This is a genomic window from Knoellia sp. 3-2P3 (assembly GCF_029223115.1).
In the GTDB taxonomy this organism is placed as follows: Bacteria; Actinomycetota; Actinomycetes; order Actinomycetales; family Dermatophilaceae; genus Pedococcus_A.
In genome coordinates this window covers 52842-67402 of record NZ_JARGZE010000005.1, presented here as the reverse complement: position 1 = coordinate 67402, position 14561 = coordinate 52842, and the positions used below count along the sequence as shown (strand labels likewise).

General features: G+C 70.8%; 21 protein-coding genes and 1 riboswitch. Of the genes, 7 read left to right on the top strand and 14 right to left on the bottom strand.

The window, feature by feature from the left end; translation table 11 throughout:
• Positions 1-147: 147 nt before the first annotated feature.
• Positions 148-867, bottom strand: coding sequence for a VOC family protein (locus P0Y31_RS14735; protein WP_275870686.1), 720 nt, complete (start codon positions 865-867; stop codon positions 148-150).
• Between the two features lie 22 nt (positions 868-889).
• Entirely contained in the window at positions 890-1297 is a 408-nt protein-coding gene (locus tag P0Y31_RS14730; RefSeq protein WP_275870684.1) for a hypothetical protein, read from the bottom strand.
• A gap of 113 nt (positions 1298-1410) precedes the next feature.
• Between P0Y31_RS14730 and P0Y31_RS14725 the strand changes: the two genes are divergently transcribed.
• Together P0Y31_RS14725 and P0Y31_RS14720 are read left to right on the top strand one after the other, a co-directional pair.
• Positions 1411-1608 carry a hypothetical protein gene (locus P0Y31_RS14725; RefSeq protein WP_275870682.1) on the top strand — a complete coding sequence of 66 codons (198 nt, stop codon included), beginning with the start codon at positions 1411-1413 and terminating at the stop codon, positions 1606-1608.
• A 93-nt stretch (positions 1609-1701) separates the two neighbouring features.
• Entirely contained in the window at positions 1702-2526 is an 825-nt protein-coding gene (locus tag P0Y31_RS14720) for an adenylate/guanylate cyclase domain-containing protein (protein ID WP_275870680.1), read from the top strand.
• A 16-nt stretch (positions 2527-2542) separates the two neighbouring features.
• Here P0Y31_RS14720 and P0Y31_RS14715 read toward each other — a convergent pair whose 3' ends face one another.
• The 4 genes from P0Y31_RS14715 to P0Y31_RS14700 all read right to left on the bottom strand — a co-directional run bounded on the left by P0Y31_RS14715 (position 2543) and on the right by P0Y31_RS14700 (position 4801).
• The gene (locus P0Y31_RS14715) at positions 2543-2773 is read right to left on the bottom strand and encodes a hypothetical protein (RefSeq protein WP_275870678.1); all 231 of its coding nucleotides are present in this window, start codon (positions 2771-2773) and stop codon (positions 2543-2545) included.
• 127 nt (positions 2774-2900) lie between these two features.
• On the bottom strand, positions 2901-3383 hold the full coding sequence (locus P0Y31_RS14710) for a C40 family peptidase (RefSeq protein WP_275870676.1): 483 nt from the start codon (positions 3381-3383) through the stop codon (positions 2901-2903).
• Positions 3384-3390: 7 nt separating this feature from the next.
• Positions 3391-3556, bottom strand: a riboswitch (cyclic di-AMP (ydaO/yuaA leader).
• A 282-nt stretch (positions 3557-3838) separates the two neighbouring features.
• Positions 3839-4273: a putative immunity protein gene (locus tag P0Y31_RS14705; protein WP_275870674.1), complete on the bottom strand. Its 435-nt coding sequence runs from the start codon at positions 4271-4273 to the stop codon at positions 3839-3841.
• A 9-nt stretch (positions 4274-4282) separates the two neighbouring features.
• Positions 4283-4801 carry a hypothetical protein gene (locus tag P0Y31_RS14700; protein WP_275870672.1) on the bottom strand — a complete coding sequence of 173 codons (519 nt, stop codon included), beginning with the start codon at positions 4799-4801 and terminating at the stop codon, positions 4283-4285.
• A gap of 239 nt (positions 4802-5040) precedes the next feature.
• On the opposite strand from P0Y31_RS14700, the gene P0Y31_RS14695 reads away from it, so the two are divergent.
• A complete protein-coding gene (locus P0Y31_RS14695) occupies positions 5041-5355 on the top strand; it encodes a hypothetical protein (RefSeq protein WP_275870670.1) in 315 nt (104 codons plus the stop codon).
• 59 nt (positions 5356-5414) lie between these two features.
• A complete protein-coding gene (locus tag P0Y31_RS14690) occupies positions 5415-5882 on the top strand; it encodes a glutaredoxin domain-containing protein (RefSeq protein ID WP_275870668.1) in 468 nt (155 codons plus the stop codon).
• Positions 5883-5969: 87 nt separating this feature from the next.
• Here P0Y31_RS14690 and P0Y31_RS14685 read toward each other — a convergent pair whose 3' ends face one another.
• From P0Y31_RS14685 to P0Y31_RS14675, 3 genes are read right to left on the bottom strand one after another with little or no spacing between them, the layout of a single operon-like run.
• A complete protein-coding gene (locus P0Y31_RS14685) occupies positions 5970-6485 on the bottom strand; it encodes a DsrE/DsrF/DrsH-like family protein (RefSeq protein WP_275870666.1) in 516 nt (171 codons plus the stop codon).
• Positions 6486-6540: 55 nt separating this feature from the next.
• The gene (locus P0Y31_RS14680) at positions 6541-6855 is read right to left on the bottom strand and encodes a TusE/DsrC/DsvC family sulfur relay protein (protein ID WP_275870665.1); all 315 of its coding nucleotides are present in this window, start codon (positions 6853-6855) and stop codon (positions 6541-6543) included.
• Between the two features lie 5 nt (positions 6856-6860).
• The gene (locus tag P0Y31_RS14675; protein ID WP_275870663.1) at positions 6861-8120 is read right to left on the bottom strand and encodes an FAD/NAD(P)-binding oxidoreductase; all 1260 of its coding nucleotides are present in this window, start codon (positions 8118-8120) and stop codon (positions 6861-6863) included.
• Positions 8121-8270: 150 nt separating this feature from the next.
• On the opposite strand from P0Y31_RS14675, the gene P0Y31_RS14670 reads away from it, so the two are divergent.
• Positions 8271-8699 carry an OsmC family protein gene (locus P0Y31_RS14670; protein ID WP_275870661.1) on the top strand — a complete coding sequence of 143 codons (429 nt, stop codon included), beginning with the start codon at positions 8271-8273 and terminating at the stop codon, positions 8697-8699.
• Between the two features lie 2 nt (positions 8700-8701).
• Positions 8702-10561, top strand: a complete 1860-nt coding sequence (locus P0Y31_RS14665) for a heavy metal translocating P-type ATPase (protein WP_275870659.1) — start codon at positions 8702-8704, stop codon at positions 10559-10561.
• Positions 10562-10582: 21 nt separating this feature from the next.
• On the opposite strand, the gene P0Y31_RS14660 is transcribed toward P0Y31_RS14665, so the two are convergent.
• Positions 10583-11014, bottom strand: a complete 432-nt coding sequence (locus P0Y31_RS14660; protein WP_275870657.1) for a MarR family transcriptional regulator — start codon at positions 11012-11014, stop codon at positions 10583-10585.
• Positions 11015-11116: 102 nt separating this feature from the next.
• On the opposite strand from P0Y31_RS14660, the gene P0Y31_RS14655 reads away from it, so the two are divergent.
• A complete protein-coding gene (locus tag P0Y31_RS14655; protein WP_275870654.1) occupies positions 11117-11800 on the top strand; it encodes a maleylpyruvate isomerase family mycothiol-dependent enzyme in 684 nt (227 codons plus the stop codon).
• 78 nt (positions 11801-11878) lie between these two features.
• On the opposite strand, the gene P0Y31_RS14650 is transcribed toward P0Y31_RS14655, so the two are convergent.
• From P0Y31_RS14650 to P0Y31_RS14635, 4 genes are all read right to left on the bottom strand, one after another.
• Entirely contained in the window at positions 11879-12166 is a 288-nt protein-coding gene (locus P0Y31_RS14650) for a hypothetical protein (RefSeq protein ID WP_275870652.1), read from the bottom strand.
• Between the two features lie 63 nt (positions 12167-12229).
• Entirely contained in the window at positions 12230-12667 is a 438-nt protein-coding gene (locus P0Y31_RS14645; protein ID WP_275870650.1) for an adenylyltransferase/cytidyltransferase family protein, read from the bottom strand.
• A gap of 117 nt (positions 12668-12784) precedes the next feature.
• Positions 12785-13765 (bottom strand): aminoglycoside phosphotransferase family protein, encoded by a 981-nt coding sequence (locus P0Y31_RS14640; RefSeq protein WP_275870648.1) that lies wholly within the window; start codon positions 13763-13765, stop codon positions 12785-12787.
• 161 nt (positions 13766-13926) lie between these two features.
• The gene (locus tag P0Y31_RS14635) at positions 13927-14337 is read right to left on the bottom strand and encodes a hypothetical protein (RefSeq protein ID WP_275870646.1); all 411 of its coding nucleotides are present in this window, start codon (positions 14335-14337) and stop codon (positions 13927-13929) included.
• Positions 14338-14561 lie beyond the last annotated feature (224 nt).

Sequence of the window (14561 nt, the reverse complement as noted above, 5' to 3'; positions counted from 1 at the left end):
CTGCTGGACCAACACAACCCGGCTTCTCGAAGGTAGAGGAGGCCGGTCCCCCGCGGCAGGCTGTTCCTGAAACAGCGCCCTGCCCCGCCGCCGACCCCTACGACGCTGAGGGAGCTCGGCGTGGTCCTTGGGCGCCAGGGCTGATCCTCACGACCGCGCTGGCAGCACGCAGAACTCGTTGCCGGACGGGTCCGCGTAGAGCCGCCATGGCAGCTCGCCCCATTCCGGGTGGAGCTCGCGGCCGCCGCGCTCGGCGATGCCTGCCGCGACGGCGTCGGGGTCATCTCCGGTCTCAAGCCGGATGTCGAGGTGCAGCCGGTTCTTGGTCTCCCCCTTGGGCGCTGGCTCGGGGCACAGCTCCAGAAGGGGACCGCGCAGCGACGGGTGGCGCAGGGACCGGGGTGCGACGCCGACCGCGTCGGTCCAGCCGGTCAGCCAGGACCAGAACTCCGCGTCCCTGTCCGGCTCGGCACAGTCGAGCGGGAGCGCCGCAATGGGTCCGGTGTCGGCATACGCCGCTCGATCCTCCATGACGCAGCAGGGGTTGCCCTCAGGGTCGGCGAGAACCACCCAGGGGACATCGCGCTGACCGATGTCGAGGTGTCGTGCGCCCAGCCCGAGCAGCCGCTGGACCACCTCGGACTGGCGGGCCCCGCCCAAGAGGTCCAGGTGGAGTCTCAGCGGCTCGGATGGCCGCTCGGGGACGCGCTGGAAGCACAGGTCGAGCACCGGTCCGCCCTCGATGGTGAGCCGCGTCTCGAAGCCATCCGGCTCGTCGGTCAGCCGCTCGCCGCCGACCACCGCCTCCCAGAACCGGCCCAGCCGCTGCGGGTCGACGGCATCCATGACGAGGTTCTCCAGGAACATGCACCCACCGTAGGGCCGGGACTCATGGGGCCTGTTCCAGCCCCGGGATCACTCCCACGAAGAGCACGAGGCCCACGAACACCGTCAGTGCTCCAGCCCCCACAGCCATAAAGCTTGCGCGCGGCGGCCCCGACTGTCCCACTGCCCGCCCGGAGTAGGCCATACCGAGCGCCACACCGCACGCGTAGAGCGCCAGTCCAGCCCACGAGGCGGCCACCCCGACCACCACCGCCCGGCCGAACGGAGCCCAGTCGTCCAGCTCCCGCCACCACTGCGTCGCCGACCACTGTCCGCTCCCGGACAGCGCGACCAGCACGACGCTCGACGACACGACGCCCGCAACGATGGACACCACCACCGAACGCGACGTCCCCGGGGGCGGCGGCGGGTCGCTTGCCACCCCGAGCGCCTTCCTCAGCTGACCAGTCACGCCATCTCCTCCACCAGGCCCGAGGCGAGCATTGTGGCCGCAAAGTGAAGCTGGCCGAGGCGTGTTCGGCCATTCGGAACCGCGCCACCTCGCCAGATGACACCATCGACCGCATGCGCAGGGGGGACGTCGCAGGCGTGGGCGCCGTCGCCGTGGTGCTCGGGTTCCTCCTCCTCACGGGGGTGGAGGAGGTCGGCCCGGGGGCGGCGGTCCTCGGGCTGCTGCTGGTCCCCGTGGGCTTCCTGCTGCTCTGGGAGTCCTGGTCATCTGGCCCCGCGACGGCCCAGTCGCCCAACGGCCGAGACCAGTAACGCCGACACCCTCGACCGGGAGGGGAGCGAGCGGCCCGACCGAACCCGGCAAGGGCCTGCCGGGCCGGACCCTGCCGGCGTACATTCGATGGCATGGCCGACAAGGGCCACCAGTGGACACCAGACGAGGTCCGCGCGTTCATGCGCGGCGAGAGTCCCGAGTTCGCCCGGGAGCGCCGCCGGTTCATGCGGATCCCCGCCAACCCGCGCTGCAAGCTGTGCCTCGCACCGTTCGGGGGCGTCGGCGGCGTCATGTTCAAGGCCGCCGGCTTCGGCCGCTCCCCCGGCAACCCCTCGATGTGCGTGAAGTGCCAGAAGGTGCTGCGAGACCAGGGCCTGACGGGGGTCGAGATCCCGGTGACGCTGCTCTTCTCCGACGTCCGCGGCTCCACGGCGCTCGGCGAGCGGATGCGCCCCAGCGAGTTCAAGGACTTCCTCGACCGCTTCTACCGCCTGGCCACCGACGCGATCGTGCACAACGACGGCCTCGTCGACAAGATCGTCGGTGACGAGGTCATCGGCCTGTTCTTCGGCGGGATCAGCGGGCCGAACCACGCAGGTGCCGCGATCGCCGCCGCGACGGAGCTGGCCGACCGGACCAGCCGCCCCAACGCCTCACCCATGGGGCCGATCCCCGCCGGCACTGCCGTTCACACCGGCGACGCGTTCGTGGGGTCCACCGGCCCGGAGGGAATGGTCCACGACTTCACGGCGCTCGGCGACCCCGTCAACACCACCGCCCGGCTGGCGTCACTGGCCTGTGCCGGAGAGGTCATCGTCAGCGTGGCCGCCGCCGAGGCCTCCGGCACCAACATCGAGGGCCTCGAGCGCCGCAGGGTGGAGCTCCGCGGCCGCTCCGCCTCGCTCGAGGTCGTCGTGCTCCGGGCAGCCCAGGCCGGGATGGCGGCGCGCTCCTGACGGCGGTGGCCCGCCGTCAGGAGCCGCGCTTCTCCCGCGCCCGTCGCTCCCGGTCGAGCCGGGCACGGCGGGCTACCGCGACCTTGTCGGCCCGCTCCTGCTCGAGGCGCCGCACCGGGTCGTTGTGCTCGTCGAGCTGCGCCGGGCCGTAGATCTGGTAGCCGAGGTGCTTGATCCGGTAGATGATCCGGTACCGGATCGAGAGACCTTCACGGTCCGCCTTCGCCACCACTGCTCCGATCGCCACTGCCTGCTGCCTGCTGCCTGCTGCCTGCTGCCTGCTGCCTGCTGCCTGCTGCCTGCTGCCTCCACACCCACACTAGGCGTGTTGAGGCGTGCTCGGGCCGGCGATCCGATCAGCGGACCCGGCGACGTCAGCGGACCCGGGCGAACGTGACGGCCGACGTCCAGAGCCTGACCTTCGAGACGACCTTGCCGGGTCGCGGCGAGTGCCAGATGTAGCCGCTGCCGGCGTAGATCCCGACGTGGTAGATGCTGCGGGACCCGCCGAAGAACACGAGGTCGCCGGGGCGGGCACTCGTGCGCGGGATCTTGATCGTGGCGTCGTACTGCTGCTGGGCGGTGCGAGGCAGGCGCCTGCCGACCTTGCCGTAGACGTACATCGTCAGTCCGGAGCAGTCGAAGCCGGTGCTGGGGCTTGCCCCACCCCAGGTGTAGCGAATTCCGCTGAGGGAAGCGGCGACTCGCACTGCCTGGTAGCTGACCGAGGCGGGGACGGCGGCCTCCGCCCGTTGGGTGGACGAGGGGGCGACGAGCAGGCCGGCTGCGAGGAACAGGGCCATGAGGAGGGATGCCGCGCGGGCGGGCAGGGGGATGCGCAGGGTGGATGTGAGCATGGGGCGGCCAATCTTTCGGATCCGCCTGCGAAGAGTGACCTGTCGGGTTCGGGCGCCGAAAGATGGCCCGGCCGCAATGCGGCTTCACCCCAAGGGACCTCACGACCTCGACGGCCGGGGCCCCGCACTGCCTGGGTTCTCCGCCCCCACCACGGTCAGGGTGCTGCTGGCTTGTCGCCCGCGCGAGTGGTGGGGTTCGGCGTCCGCGCGGACCGCCCCACCTGATGGTGGGGACTGTGAAGCCCTCTGGGGGCGAGTCCTCGGCGCCCTGCCGTCTGCCTGGTGGGCCGGGAGTGGCGTCGAGGCTTGGCGCCAGAGACTAGTTCGAACGAACTAGTCACTGCCAGAGGCAATCCGCCCGATTGGCCCCATTCATCCGCAATCTCGGAGCAAATTCAGCCATTTGGCGTAGGGACCTCGTACAGGCGTCGTAGGTGCGCCGTCGCCGCCCCTCGTCAGGCGGGGAAGGCCACCCGCTCCAGGCCCCGGGGTACGCGCGCGTGCTGCCACCGTCGCTCCGCCGCCGAAGCAGCCGGGTCCGCCACTCCCGCCAGGCTGGCCGCGGTCGCTGCGTACGTCGCGGCGTGCGACGCGTGACGCGTGGCGTGTGCCGTCGCCGCCGCATGCCCGGCCGCCCGTGCCGCGGCGCGGGCAGCGGGACCTTCCGCCCGCCGGGCCGCGGCGTGCGCCGCGAGGGCAGCCGCGGCGGCCTCGCCCGTCCTGATCTCTCCCGCCGCCCAGGCGCGTGCAGCCCGCACTGCCCTGCGCGGTCGGTCGTCCCCGGGGCAGGCCCGCTCGAAGACGGGCAGCACGTGCTCGGCGCAGTCGGCTGCCCAGCGCGCCAGGGAACTGCGCCCCTGCCCGTCCAACCGTGCTGCAACCTTTCCCATCACGACCCCCTAGTGCGCGAACCGGCTTGCGCGAGAGGAGGACTGCTCAGCGGAGCCTGTGAGAGCGGCCAGCAGGAACAGCACCCCGGAGACCACCGCAGGAACGAGGACGAGCGCGATGGACAGCGGTCGGGCCCACTGGTCCCCTGCGCCGACCATGCTCAGCACCAGGGGCACGACGACGATGGCGAGCAGCAGTGCCCCGGCCTCGGCCGGACGCGAGAGGCCCAGCACCGCGAGCGCCACCCCCACGAGCAGCACGAGCACCAGCCCTACCGGGCCGTTCTGGTCCTCCCAGTCGGACCAGCGCCGGTAGTCGAGCAGCTGCAGGACGCCGAAGGCGATGGGCGCCAGGCTGACCACGGCGAGGACGGGCACGGCCACCGAGGGGCGCAGCCACGCCAGCAGACAGAGCAACCCGAGGGGCACCCCCACCGCGGCGATCAGGCCGATCGCCTTCCAACCACCCACATCGGTGACCGTGTAACCCACGAGCATCAGCGACGTGAAGCCGCCGAACGTAGCCATCACCGCGAACCCTGCCCACCTCAGCGCTGACATCGACAACACCTCCCTCTTTCCACGGTGGGCGTCCGATTCCTTTGCCCACCAGAGCCGTTGGTCCCGCTGTGGCTGAAGGTGACGGGGCACCGGCCCACACGGGGACGGGGGGACCAACGCCTCTGACCGGCCGTGGGCCCCTCGCACAGGCTGGGGGGTGGAAGGGCGAGGGCCGCCCCTCCGGCGCCACCCCGAGGAGGGAACCGATGACCGAGCACGGCATGGCCGTGACGACCCACACCACCGAGATGCGCCAGATCCGTGAGGCGAACACGGCCCTGGCGCGAGGCGCGCACCCGACCGCGCGGTCGATCGGCCTCCGCACCGGCTTCGCCGACGGCGCGGTGCTCTTGCGGCTCAGGCCGGTCGGCCCGCCGTCCTACCCCTACGTCTACGGCGTGTTCACCGGCGACGAGCGTCGGCACCACGACGGCCGCGCGGTGTCCGTCGAGCTGCACACGGCACAGCTGCGGGCGATCAGCGCACAGCTGCACCTGCGCGGGCACACCTGGGGCGTCTGACACCCCGCGGAGCCGGGCCGCGGTGCCGGCGACGCACCGCCGGCGGCTACCGTTGCCGCATGCCCGCCCCTCCCCCACCGCCCCGCACGAGGTCGTCGACCGTGCGGCACTGGTGGCTCCCCGGCTGGGTGGCGGCCGTCGCCGTGCTCCTGCCGGTCCTGACCGCGCCACCCTCGGTGTCCGACCTGGCCGTGTCGGCGGCCATGCTCGTCGCCGCGTGGGTGCTCTCGCCGCGGTTCTTCCCCGCGTCACCGGGCGACCACGAGGCGCGACGCCTCGCCGAGGAGACCGGCGCACCGGTCATCTACTGGCGCCCCGGGTGCAGCTACTGCCTGCGCCTGCGCCTGGCCCTCGGTCGTCTGGGCAGCCGCGCGGTGTGGGTCGACGTCAGCTCGGACCCTGCGGCGTCCGCCCGGGTGCGCGCGGCGAGTGGCGGCAACGAGACGGTGCCCACGGTCTTCGTCGACGGCTCGGCGGCGGTGAACCCGCGCCCGGCCTGGGTGCGCGAGCGCCTGCGGTCGCGGTGACCGCACAGGTATGCCGTGCCGTAACCCCGTCGGGGACCGCACGGCATACCCGCCCCGCACCGGTCGTTGCCGGCGCGCGCCGCCTCCCTAGATGAAGAGCAGCTGAGCGCCCTCGGTCATCTCGATGAAGTCGCTGGCGCTGATGATGGCCTCGACCTCCTCGTAGAGGTCCTCCTCGGTGAGGTGGTTCATGTCGGCCGACATGCGGCAGGCCCACAGGTGGCCCCCGGAGGCGACGATCTGCTCGAGGAACTCCGGCACCTCGGGAACGTCGAGCTCGGCGATCGACTTCTTCAGCTTTGAGGTCGCCATGTGCGTGATGCCCGGGAGCCCTCCCAGGCCCTGAGGCATGTGCGTCGCCGGGTTGCCCAGCGGCGTGAACTTCAGGTCGCCCATCGTCTTCTTGTTGATCATGTCGAAGCCCCAGAACGTGAAGAACAGGTGCGTCTCCACGCCCTCGCCGAGGGCGGCGTTGGCCAGGATCAGGCCCGGGTAGGCCATGTCGAGGCTGCCCTTGGAGCAGATGATGGCGAGCTTGCGGCCCTCGGACGCCTCGGCGCCGAAGTCGGGGATGATGGCGGGGGCCGTCTCGGTGGTGCTCATGGAGAACCCTTTCTCGGTGCGGTGGTCGGTGCGGTGGTCGGCGTGGTCGACGTCGTCAGACGCAGCCGTGGGGCTTGGGCAGGCCCGCGATGTAGGCCATCTTCTTGGCCGGCTTCTGCGGGAACAGCTGGAACAGCTGCTTGGTCGGGATGCCGCCGGCAACGGTGACGCGGCGCAGCGTCGGGGTCTCGCCCTGGGCTGCGAAGTCCTGGCGCAGGAAACGGATCGCCTTCCAGTGCTCGTCGGTCATCTCGATGCCGATCTGCGCGGCCAGGGTCTCGCCGAGGGCCTCGTCCCACTCGCTGGGCTCGGTCATGAAGCCCTCTTCGTTGACCTGCACCTGGCGGCCGGCGATGGTCGTGACGGGCATCGTGTTCACTCCTTGTTTCCGGTGGTGGTGTCTGCGGGGGTGACCTTGCCGGCCATCGACATGTGGACCGGAAGGGGCATCGGACGCCCGGGAAGCAGGACGTTCCAGTAGATCCAGCGGAACGCGAGCTTGCCGAGGTGGTTGGCGCGGGTCTCCTTCAGGAGGCTCATCGGCCCGACGACGGGGACGGGGAACTTGCCGGGCAGCGGCTGGGTGTCGTAGTTGAAGTCGATGAGCAGGCCCTTGCCGTTGCCGGACTCGACGAAGCAGTTGGCGTGGCCGTCGAACGACCCCGTCATCGGCTTGCCCGCGATGTGCGCCAGGAAGTTCTCGATGAAGATGTCGACGGCGAAGTGGGCCACCGAGCCGGCCTTCGAGGCCGGGATGTCGGAGGCGTCCCCGATGGCGAAGATGTTGTCGTGCTTCTTCGACAGCAGGGTGTGCTTGTCGACCGGCACGTAGTTGAGCTCGTCGCCGAGACCCGAGCGGGCGACGAAGTCGGCGCCCATGTTGAGCGGGATCGTCACGAGCAGGTCGAAGGGCACCTCGCGCTCGTCGTAGGAGACAAGGGCCTTCTTCTCGTTGTCGATGCTCTCGACCATGAAGTCGGGCTCGACGAGGATCTTGCGCTCCTCGAGCATCGACCCGAGCTGGGCGGAGGCGATCGGCTGGGTGAAGGCGCCCGAGAGCGGCGTGACGTAGACCAGCTCGACGCGGTCGCGAATCCCGCGCTCGCGGAGGAAGGCGTCGGCGAGGAAGGTGAACTCCAGCGGCGCCACCGGGCACTTGATGGGCATCTCGGTGATGTGCACCACCAGGCGGCCGTGGTCGAAGTCCCGCATGGCCTCGGCCAGCGCCTTCGAGCCGTCGAAGGAGTAGAAGTCGAACACGCTCTTGCGCCACTGCTCGCCGAGCATGCCGGGGGTCTGGTCGGGTCGGGGCGAGGTGCCGGTGGCGATGACCAGGTAGTCGTAGGCGAGGGTCCGGCCGTCCTCCAGGGTCACCGTGTTGGCCCCGGCGTCCACCCGGTCGATCTCGCCCAGCACCAGGTCGACCCCGTCGGTGATGAACGAGTGGCGCTTGCGCACGACCTGCTCGGGCCGGTAGGTGCCGAACGGCATGAACAGGTACCCGGGCTGGTAGAGGTGGTCGTCATCCTTGTCGACGACGGTGATCTCCCACTGGTCGCGGGCCAGCTTCCGCCGAAGCTTGTTGACGATCATCGTGCCGGCGGTGCCGCCACCGAGGACCAGGAGGCGCCTCATCACAGTCCACTCCTTGGGTGTGCTGGTTGCTCTGCTGTGGACGACGCTAGGAGGCGGGCAGCGGTCTCAATAGTGCCGAAGGTCCCTATTACCCCCAGGGGTATTCGTGGTGATCTGGGACCACACTCGGAAGATGCGAAAGGACCACCCGTGAGCACGCCCACCACCGCCGTGCACGTCGACCACCTCGACGGCGACCGTTTCGAGATCGGCATCCGCGGGCACCGCGTCACGGTGGACCAGCCGGTCGACGCCGGCGGCGAGGACACCGCTCCCACCCCGACCGAGCTGTTCATCGCCAGCCTCGCCTCCTGCGTGGCCTTCTACGCCCGCCGCTACCTTGCCCGTCATGGCCTGCCCACCGAGGGCCTCGCGGTCGAGGCCGCCTACGAGCTGGGCACCCGGCCCGCGCGGGTCTTGGCCGTCACCCTCGAGCTGCAGCTGCCGGCCGGGGTGCCGGAGTCGCGCCGTGAGCCCCTGCTCGCCGACGCGAGCCACTGCACCGTGCACAACACCCTCACCATCGAGCCGGAGGTCGCGATCCACCTCGTCGAGCCGGAGGCAGCGGAGGTCGCCTGACGATGCGCACCGCGGCCGCCCTCGCGCGGCGGCACTGGGTGGTCACGCTGACCCTGCTGGTCGGCGCGGTCGGTGGTGCGCTCGAGGTCCTCGGCCTGCCGGAGGCGGCACGGTATGCCGTGTCGGCCTACACCCTCGCCTTCGCAGCGGTGCGGTCGGGCCACATGGTGGCCGAGCTGCGGGCCGGCCGCTACGGCGTCGACATCCTGGCCATCACCGCGATCGTCTCCACGGTCGCCGTCGACGAGCACTGGGCGTCGCTGGTGATCGTCCTCATGATGACCACGGGCCGCGCCCTCGAGGTGCTCGCCGCCGGCCGTGCCGAGCGGGAGCTGTCGGCCCTCCTGGCCCGAGCCCCCCGCACGGCCCACCTTCTCGACCCCCACGGCGACCACGTCACCGACGTGCCGGTGGGCCACGTGCGCCCCGGCGACGAGCTGCTGGTGAAGCCGGGCGAGGTGCTGCCGGTCGACGCGACGCTCACCACCGCCTCCGCGGCCTTCGACGAGTCCTCGCTCACCGGGGAACCGCTGCCCGTCGAGCACGTGCAGGGCGAGCGCCTCATGTCCGGGTCGGTGAACGGCTCGCGCCCGATCTTCATCCGCACCACCGCCTCCGCCGCCGACTCGCAGTACCAGCAGATCATCAACCTCGTCAGCGAAGCCCAACGCTCCCGGGCACCGTTCGTGCGGCTCGCCGACCGGGTGGCCGTGCCCTTCACCGCGGTGTCGTTCGCCATCGCGGGCGCGGCCTGGTGGCTCAGCGGCGAGGCCATCCGCTTCGCCGAGGTGCTGGTGGTGGCCACCCCGTGCCCCCTGCTGATCGCCGCGCCGGTCGCGTTCATGGCGGGCATGTCGCGGGCCGCCCGACACGGCATCATCGTGAAGAACGGCGGCACCCTCGAGCAGCTCGCCCGCATCCGCACTGCGGCCTTCGACAAGACCGGCACCCTGACCCGCGGCGCGCCCGAGCTGTCCGCCGTCGACGTCTCCGACGGGATCGAGGCCGACGAGCTGCTCGCCATGGCGGCGGGCGTGGAGCAGCTGTCGACCCACCCCCTCGCCGAGGCGATCGTCGCCGGCGCCCGCGAGCGCGGCCTCCGCGTGCCCAGCGCCCACGACGCCCACGAGTCCACCGCCCACGGCGTGAGCGCCACCGTGGGCGGCCACGACGTCGTCGTCGGGAAGGAGGGCTTCGTCGCGGGCCACGTCCGCGGCATACCCGACCTGCCCCTCGCGCCCGGCGCCAGCGGGGTGCACGTGGCCGTCGACGGCCGGTATGCCGGTCGGCTGGCCCTGTCGGACCACGTGCGCGACGACACCCGTCGCACCATCACGGCCCTGCGGGCCGCCGGGGTGCCGCACGTGCTGATGCTGACCGGTGACGCGCCGGCGGCCGCGGCCCACGTGGGCGCGGAGATCGGCATCGACGACGTGCGGGCCGGCCTGCTGCCGCAGGACAAGGTCGACATCGTCGCGGGCCTGCCGCACCGCCCCGTGATGATGGTCGGCGACGGGGTGAACGACGCACCCGTGCTGGCGGCAGCCGACGTCGGGATGGCGATGGGGGCGCGCGGGTCGACGGCGGCGAGCGAGTCCGCCGACGTCGTGGTGCTGCTCGACGACCTCTACCGCGCCGTGCAGGCCGTGCGGATCGGGCGGCGCACGATGGCGGTCGCGTGGCAGGCCATCGGGCTCGGGGTCGGGCTGTCGGTGGCCCTCATGCTCGTGGCCTCGGTGGGCCTGCTGCCCGCGATCATCGGCGCCTGGACGCAGGAGGCGGTCGACCTCGCGTGCATCCTCTGGGCACTGCTGGCCCGGCAGCCCGGCCGCGAGGAGCGCGAGGAGCTGGTGCGGGCGTAGAGGGTCTCCACCGGGACCGGGCTACCGGTACGGGTCGGTGATCTCGCGCAGAGCGGTCAGGGCCTCCCGGAGCTGGTGCATCCGCTCGGGGCCGAGGTGGGCCTCCCACTCGGCCTCGATGCGCGCCTCCTCGGCGCGGGCGACCGGGCGGGCGGCCTCGGCGCGCGCCGTCAGCCGCACCAGACGGGCCCTGCCGTCGGAGGGGTCGGGCACGCGCTCGACGTAGCCGGCCCGCTCCAGCTTGTCGACGAGGGAGGTGGCGGTCTGCTTGGCGATCTGGGCGCGGTCGGCCAGGACGCTCAGTCGGGTGCCCTCGGCGTCGACGCCCATCAGGAGCCGGCCCTGGGCGATGGTCACGTCGTACCCCGCGTGGTGCATGGCGCTGAAGATCCGGTCCGAGGCAGCGCGCGAGGCGATGTACATCAGGAGGCTGGTCGGCAGCTGCTCGGTCATGACACACCCCTTGGAGATAGTCCTACAGTCGAACTATAATGGTCCGATCCTGGGACTACACACCCGGGTGCGACCGCCGGTGTTCACCTGAGGGAGGGTGAGATGGCCACGATGACAGACGCTCAGGCGGATGCCGTGTGGGCTGCGATCGACGACCAGCGAGCACGGACCGCCGACCTGCTCGAGAAGCTGACCGAGGAGCAGTGGCAGCACCCGTCGCTGTGCCAGGGCTGGACCGTGCGTGACGTCGCCGCCCACCTGACCATGCAGCAGCAGCGCGTCCGCGACGTCGCGGTCTTCGTCGCCCGGAACCCGAGCATGCTGCGCAGCGTGACGCTGAACGCGATCATCCACGACTCGGCCCTGGTCCAGTCGCGGCTGCCCACCGAGGAGATCACCGGCACGATCAGGGCGATGATCGGGTCGCGGCGGCACAACACCTTCGTGACGCCGCTCGAGACGCTGACCGACATCCTCGTGCACAGCCAGGACATCGCCGTGCCGCTCGGCGTGGAGCTCGAGATGTCCCCGTCGGCAAGCGCGCTCGCCGCGACGCGTCGGTGGGACACACGAGGCGGCTGGCTCGCCACGGTCTTCCGCCTGATGCCGCTCGAGGGCTACCGCCTCACGGCCACCGACGCCGACTGGACACGCGGCAGCGGGCCCGAGGTCGCCGGGCCGATCGGCGCCCTCCTGCTGCTGCTCACCGGACGGAACGCCGCCCTCGGCCACCTCACCGGGGAGGGCGCTGACGCCCTGCGGGCTGCTCCGCGCAACCCCGTCTGAGAGGTCATCGGTCGAGCTCGTTTGCACCCGACCAGGTGCGGTAACAACGCCCGTCGACGTCAACACGCGACGTGCGTGCTAGTCGATCACGGTTGCAGCAACTCGGGCCCCTGAGGCCAGAACCCGCACCGACCGAGCTGATGCCACAGCGGCATCCCAGCCCTCCGGTGCCAGGTCGCCGTCGGGGCTGGTCCTTCGAGGCAGGAGGAAGCCCTCCTCTCCTGGCCCGTCCACGACGAGCAGGGTCTCCCGATTCAGAATCGACCAACCGTCGGTGGTCGAGAGCGTGACGCCTTGCAGGGTGATGGTGGGCGTGCCATCGGCGATGGTCATGGTGAACTGCTCGGGCGTGAGGAGTTGAGGCATGACGTGAACGTATCGGGCCTGCGCCCACCCCGACCTGTTCGCGCCTGTTCGCGGCCGATCCGGTCATTCACTTCGTGAGGCGGCCGCGTCGAGCACCCGCTGTATCAACTGCGTGGTCGAGATTCCTCCCGTGCGACGAACGTACGTGAGATTCCCGGCAGCTGCAGCGGGCCCGTACACGAACTCGGCCCCCTCGGGCGACAAGTCGTCACCGTGCACCACGCTGGTGATCCCGCGCTCGGCGAGGAACTCTTCGGTCACCTGGAGCGGGGCGTCCTCGATCACCTCGTCGACGTACCTGCACGACTCGATCACGGCGACGCGCTCGGCGAGGGTCATGATCGGACGACGCTTGTAGGAGGCTGCGGTGTCGTCGGACAGCACGCCGACGACCAGCCAGTCACCATGGCGACGCGCCTGCCGGAGGAGCGACACGTGTCCCGCGTGGAACAGGTCGCCAACCATGTCGACGTACACCCGCGATGTGGCAGCCGCACCCATGTCTTGGTTCTCCACAGCTCACCTGCCCCTTCGCCCATCAGTCGCGGTCGCTCACCGTTCTACCGGACAAGACGGGCGAGGCGCGCGCATCGGCAGCACCGACCGCCCCATCCGCGGCTACCGGCGGACGCCCCGCCCCGGGTCCACCGTGACCGTGGGCGTGGCGGAGTCACTGCCTGAGTACTCAGAGAAGATCTCGTCGAGGACGCGCTTCGCACTGGCAAACTCCTCCGCGTCCTCGGGATCCGCGTAGGCGCTCGAGCAGGTGGCGAGTGCCTTCCACAGCGCCCAGCCCCGGCCGCGTGCCCACGACGCCGCATCCACCGACAGCCGATACCGAAACGCCTGCCGAGCGTCGTCGGGCAGCAACGTCCAGGCGATGGCCAGATCGCAGGCCGGGTCGCCGACGCCGCAGGTCCCGAAGTCGATGACCGCGGCCAGCTGCCCGTCTCGCAGCAGGAGATTCCCCTCGGCGACGTCGCCGTGGAACCAACGGTCCACGCCGTCCCAGGGCGCGGCCAGTGCGTTCGCCCAGATCTCGCGAGCCAGATCCACGTTGACGTGGCCGGCCAGTTCCTCCAGCGCGCGCTGGGTGTAGTCGTCGTAGGTGCGCAGAGTGCCGCCCCGGAACCAGTTGTGGACTCCCGGCTGTGGGCCCTCAGCGGCGTCGATGCTCTGCAGGGCGGCCAGGAAGTCGGCGAGGTCGAGGGCGAACCGGACCGGCTCGGCGATGCGGTCCGCGGTCGCAGTCACGCCGTCGAGCCACCCGTAGATGGACCATGCGTGTGGGTACTCCGGAGTGGGCTCGCCTTTCGCGAGCGGGACGGGGACCGGCAACGGCAGTTGCGGGCCAAGCGCCGGAAGCCAGCGATGCTCCTTCTCCACCGCCTGGGCGTACTCAGACGCGCTGGGCAGGCGCACCACCATGTCGGTGCCGAGTTGGAAGGTCCAGTTGTCCCAGCCGCCGCGGGCCACCGGTTCGATCGGAAGTTCGCTCCACTGCGGGAACTGCGCTGCCACCAGACTCCGCGTCAGCTTCTCGGTGACGGGGATACGGGTCGGCACAGGCCCCAGGTCGAAGGCGTCGTCGGCAGGCACGGCACCAGAGCCTGACGCGATCATCATGATCGGACAACCGGATATCTCGGCTCATCCAGGCGGGCGTTGACTCCCGTGGAGGTGCAGCGCTGCGCTCCTGCAGTTCCCTCCATACTCAGTGGCGGCCAGTGCCCCCACCACCGGGGCCTCGGCAGCGACCTTCACCATCCCCCTTGGGGCAGGTACGAGTAGTCCGGTACGGAGGAGCCTCCTGACATGCCTCCACCCTTCGGGTAGCACTGAAACATGGACCTGCCGGTGACAAAGTCGAACAGGAACCAGCAGTTCTCAAAGCCCTGGTATGAATCCACGTGCAGCCAACCGGCCCGCTCGAACGCTTGCTGCAGCTCCTTGCCGTGGCGCCGATCCTGCGGAGAACCGACCCAACAAGGATCGGATCGCCGGCAGAGCTCGGGTCGAGCCGGCAGCGGATGCTCGAGCGTCACGATCTGCGCGTGAGCGATCTGCTCCCGCTCCCGCGCCTTCTGCCATTCCCCGATGCTTCCAGTCGTTGCCAACGCCGCAAGGACGCCGATCACACCCGTGACCGCTCTGGTGAGAAACCGACGCATGCGGTCCCCTTCCTCAACCCTGGACGCGGCGCGGGGGATCCGGAATGACCTTTGCGACTGTGGCGGCACTCCACGTCGACACGGTCTCTTCCGCCGGGCACGGCCGTCGTCGCTGCCCCGCGGCCCTCAGCCTGACAGGACGAGGGGATACGCGGCTCCGCAGTCTGCCCGAGGCTGGACGCCGAAATCTCCTGCATTCGCACGCCAGGGAACTGCGCGACACC

What these genes read in the sequence shown, in the direction of transcription:
- P0Y31_RS14735 (WP_275870686.1), bottom strand. Translation starts at nt 867, where the DNA reads ATGTTCCTGGAGAACCTCGTCATGGATGCCGTCGACCCGCAGCGGCTG.
- P0Y31_RS14725 (WP_275870682.1), top strand. Translation starts at nt 1,411, where the DNA reads ATGCGCAGGGGGGACGTCGCAGGCGTGGGCGCCGTCGCCGTGGTGCTC.
- P0Y31_RS14720 (WP_275870680.1), top strand. Translation starts at nt 1,702, where the DNA reads ATGGCCGACAAGGGCCACCAGTGGACACCAGACGAGGTCCGCGCGTTC.
- P0Y31_RS14710 (WP_275870676.1), bottom strand. Translation starts at nt 3,383, where the DNA reads ATGCTCACATCCACCCTGCGCATCCCCCTGCCCGCCCGCGCGGCATCC.
- P0Y31_RS14705 (WP_275870674.1), bottom strand. Translation starts at nt 4,273, where the DNA reads ATGGGAAAGGTTGCAGCACGGTTGGACGGGCAGGGGCGCAGTTCCCTG.
- P0Y31_RS14700 (WP_275870672.1), bottom strand. Translation starts at nt 4,801, where the DNA reads ATGGCTACGTTCGGCGGCTTCACGTCGCTGATGCTCGTGGGTTACACG.
- P0Y31_RS14695 (WP_275870670.1), top strand. Translation starts at nt 5,041, where the DNA reads ATGACCGAGCACGGCATGGCCGTGACGACCCACACCACCGAGATGCGC.
- P0Y31_RS14690 (WP_275870668.1), top strand. Translation starts at nt 5,415, where the DNA reads ATGCCCGCCCCTCCCCCACCGCCCCGCACGAGGTCGTCGACCGTGCGG.
- P0Y31_RS14685 (WP_275870666.1), bottom strand. Translation starts at nt 6,485, where the DNA reads ATGAGCACCACCGAGACGGCCCCCGCCATCATCCCCGACTTCGGCGCC.
- P0Y31_RS14680 (WP_275870665.1), bottom strand. Translation starts at nt 6,855, where the DNA reads ATGCCCGTCACGACCATCGCCGGCCGCCAGGTGCAGGTCAACGAAGAG.
- P0Y31_RS14675 (WP_275870663.1), bottom strand. Translation starts at nt 8,120, where the DNA reads ATGAGGCGCCTCCTGGTCCTCGGTGGCGGCACCGCCGGCACGATGATC.
- P0Y31_RS14665 (WP_275870659.1), top strand. Translation starts at nt 8,702, where the DNA reads ATGCGCACCGCGGCCGCCCTCGCGCGGCGGCACTGGGTGGTCACGCTG.
- P0Y31_RS14660 (WP_275870657.1), bottom strand. Translation starts at nt 11,014, where the DNA reads ATGACCGAGCAGCTGCCGACCAGCCTCCTGATGTACATCGCCTCGCGC.
- P0Y31_RS14655 (WP_275870654.1), top strand. Translation starts at nt 11,117, where the DNA reads ATGGCCACGATGACAGACGCTCAGGCGGATGCCGTGTGGGCTGCGATC.
- P0Y31_RS14650 (WP_275870652.1), bottom strand. Translation starts at nt 12,166, where the DNA reads ATGCCTCAACTCCTCACGCCCGAGCAGTTCACCATGACCATCGCCGAT.
- P0Y31_RS14645 (WP_275870650.1), bottom strand. Translation starts at nt 12,667, where the DNA reads ATGGGTGCGGCTGCCACATCGCGGGTGTACGTCGACATGGTTGGCGAC.
- P0Y31_RS14635 (WP_275870646.1), bottom strand. Translation starts at nt 14,337, where the DNA reads ATGCGTCGGTTTCTCACCAGAGCGGTCACGGGTGTGATCGGCGTCCTT.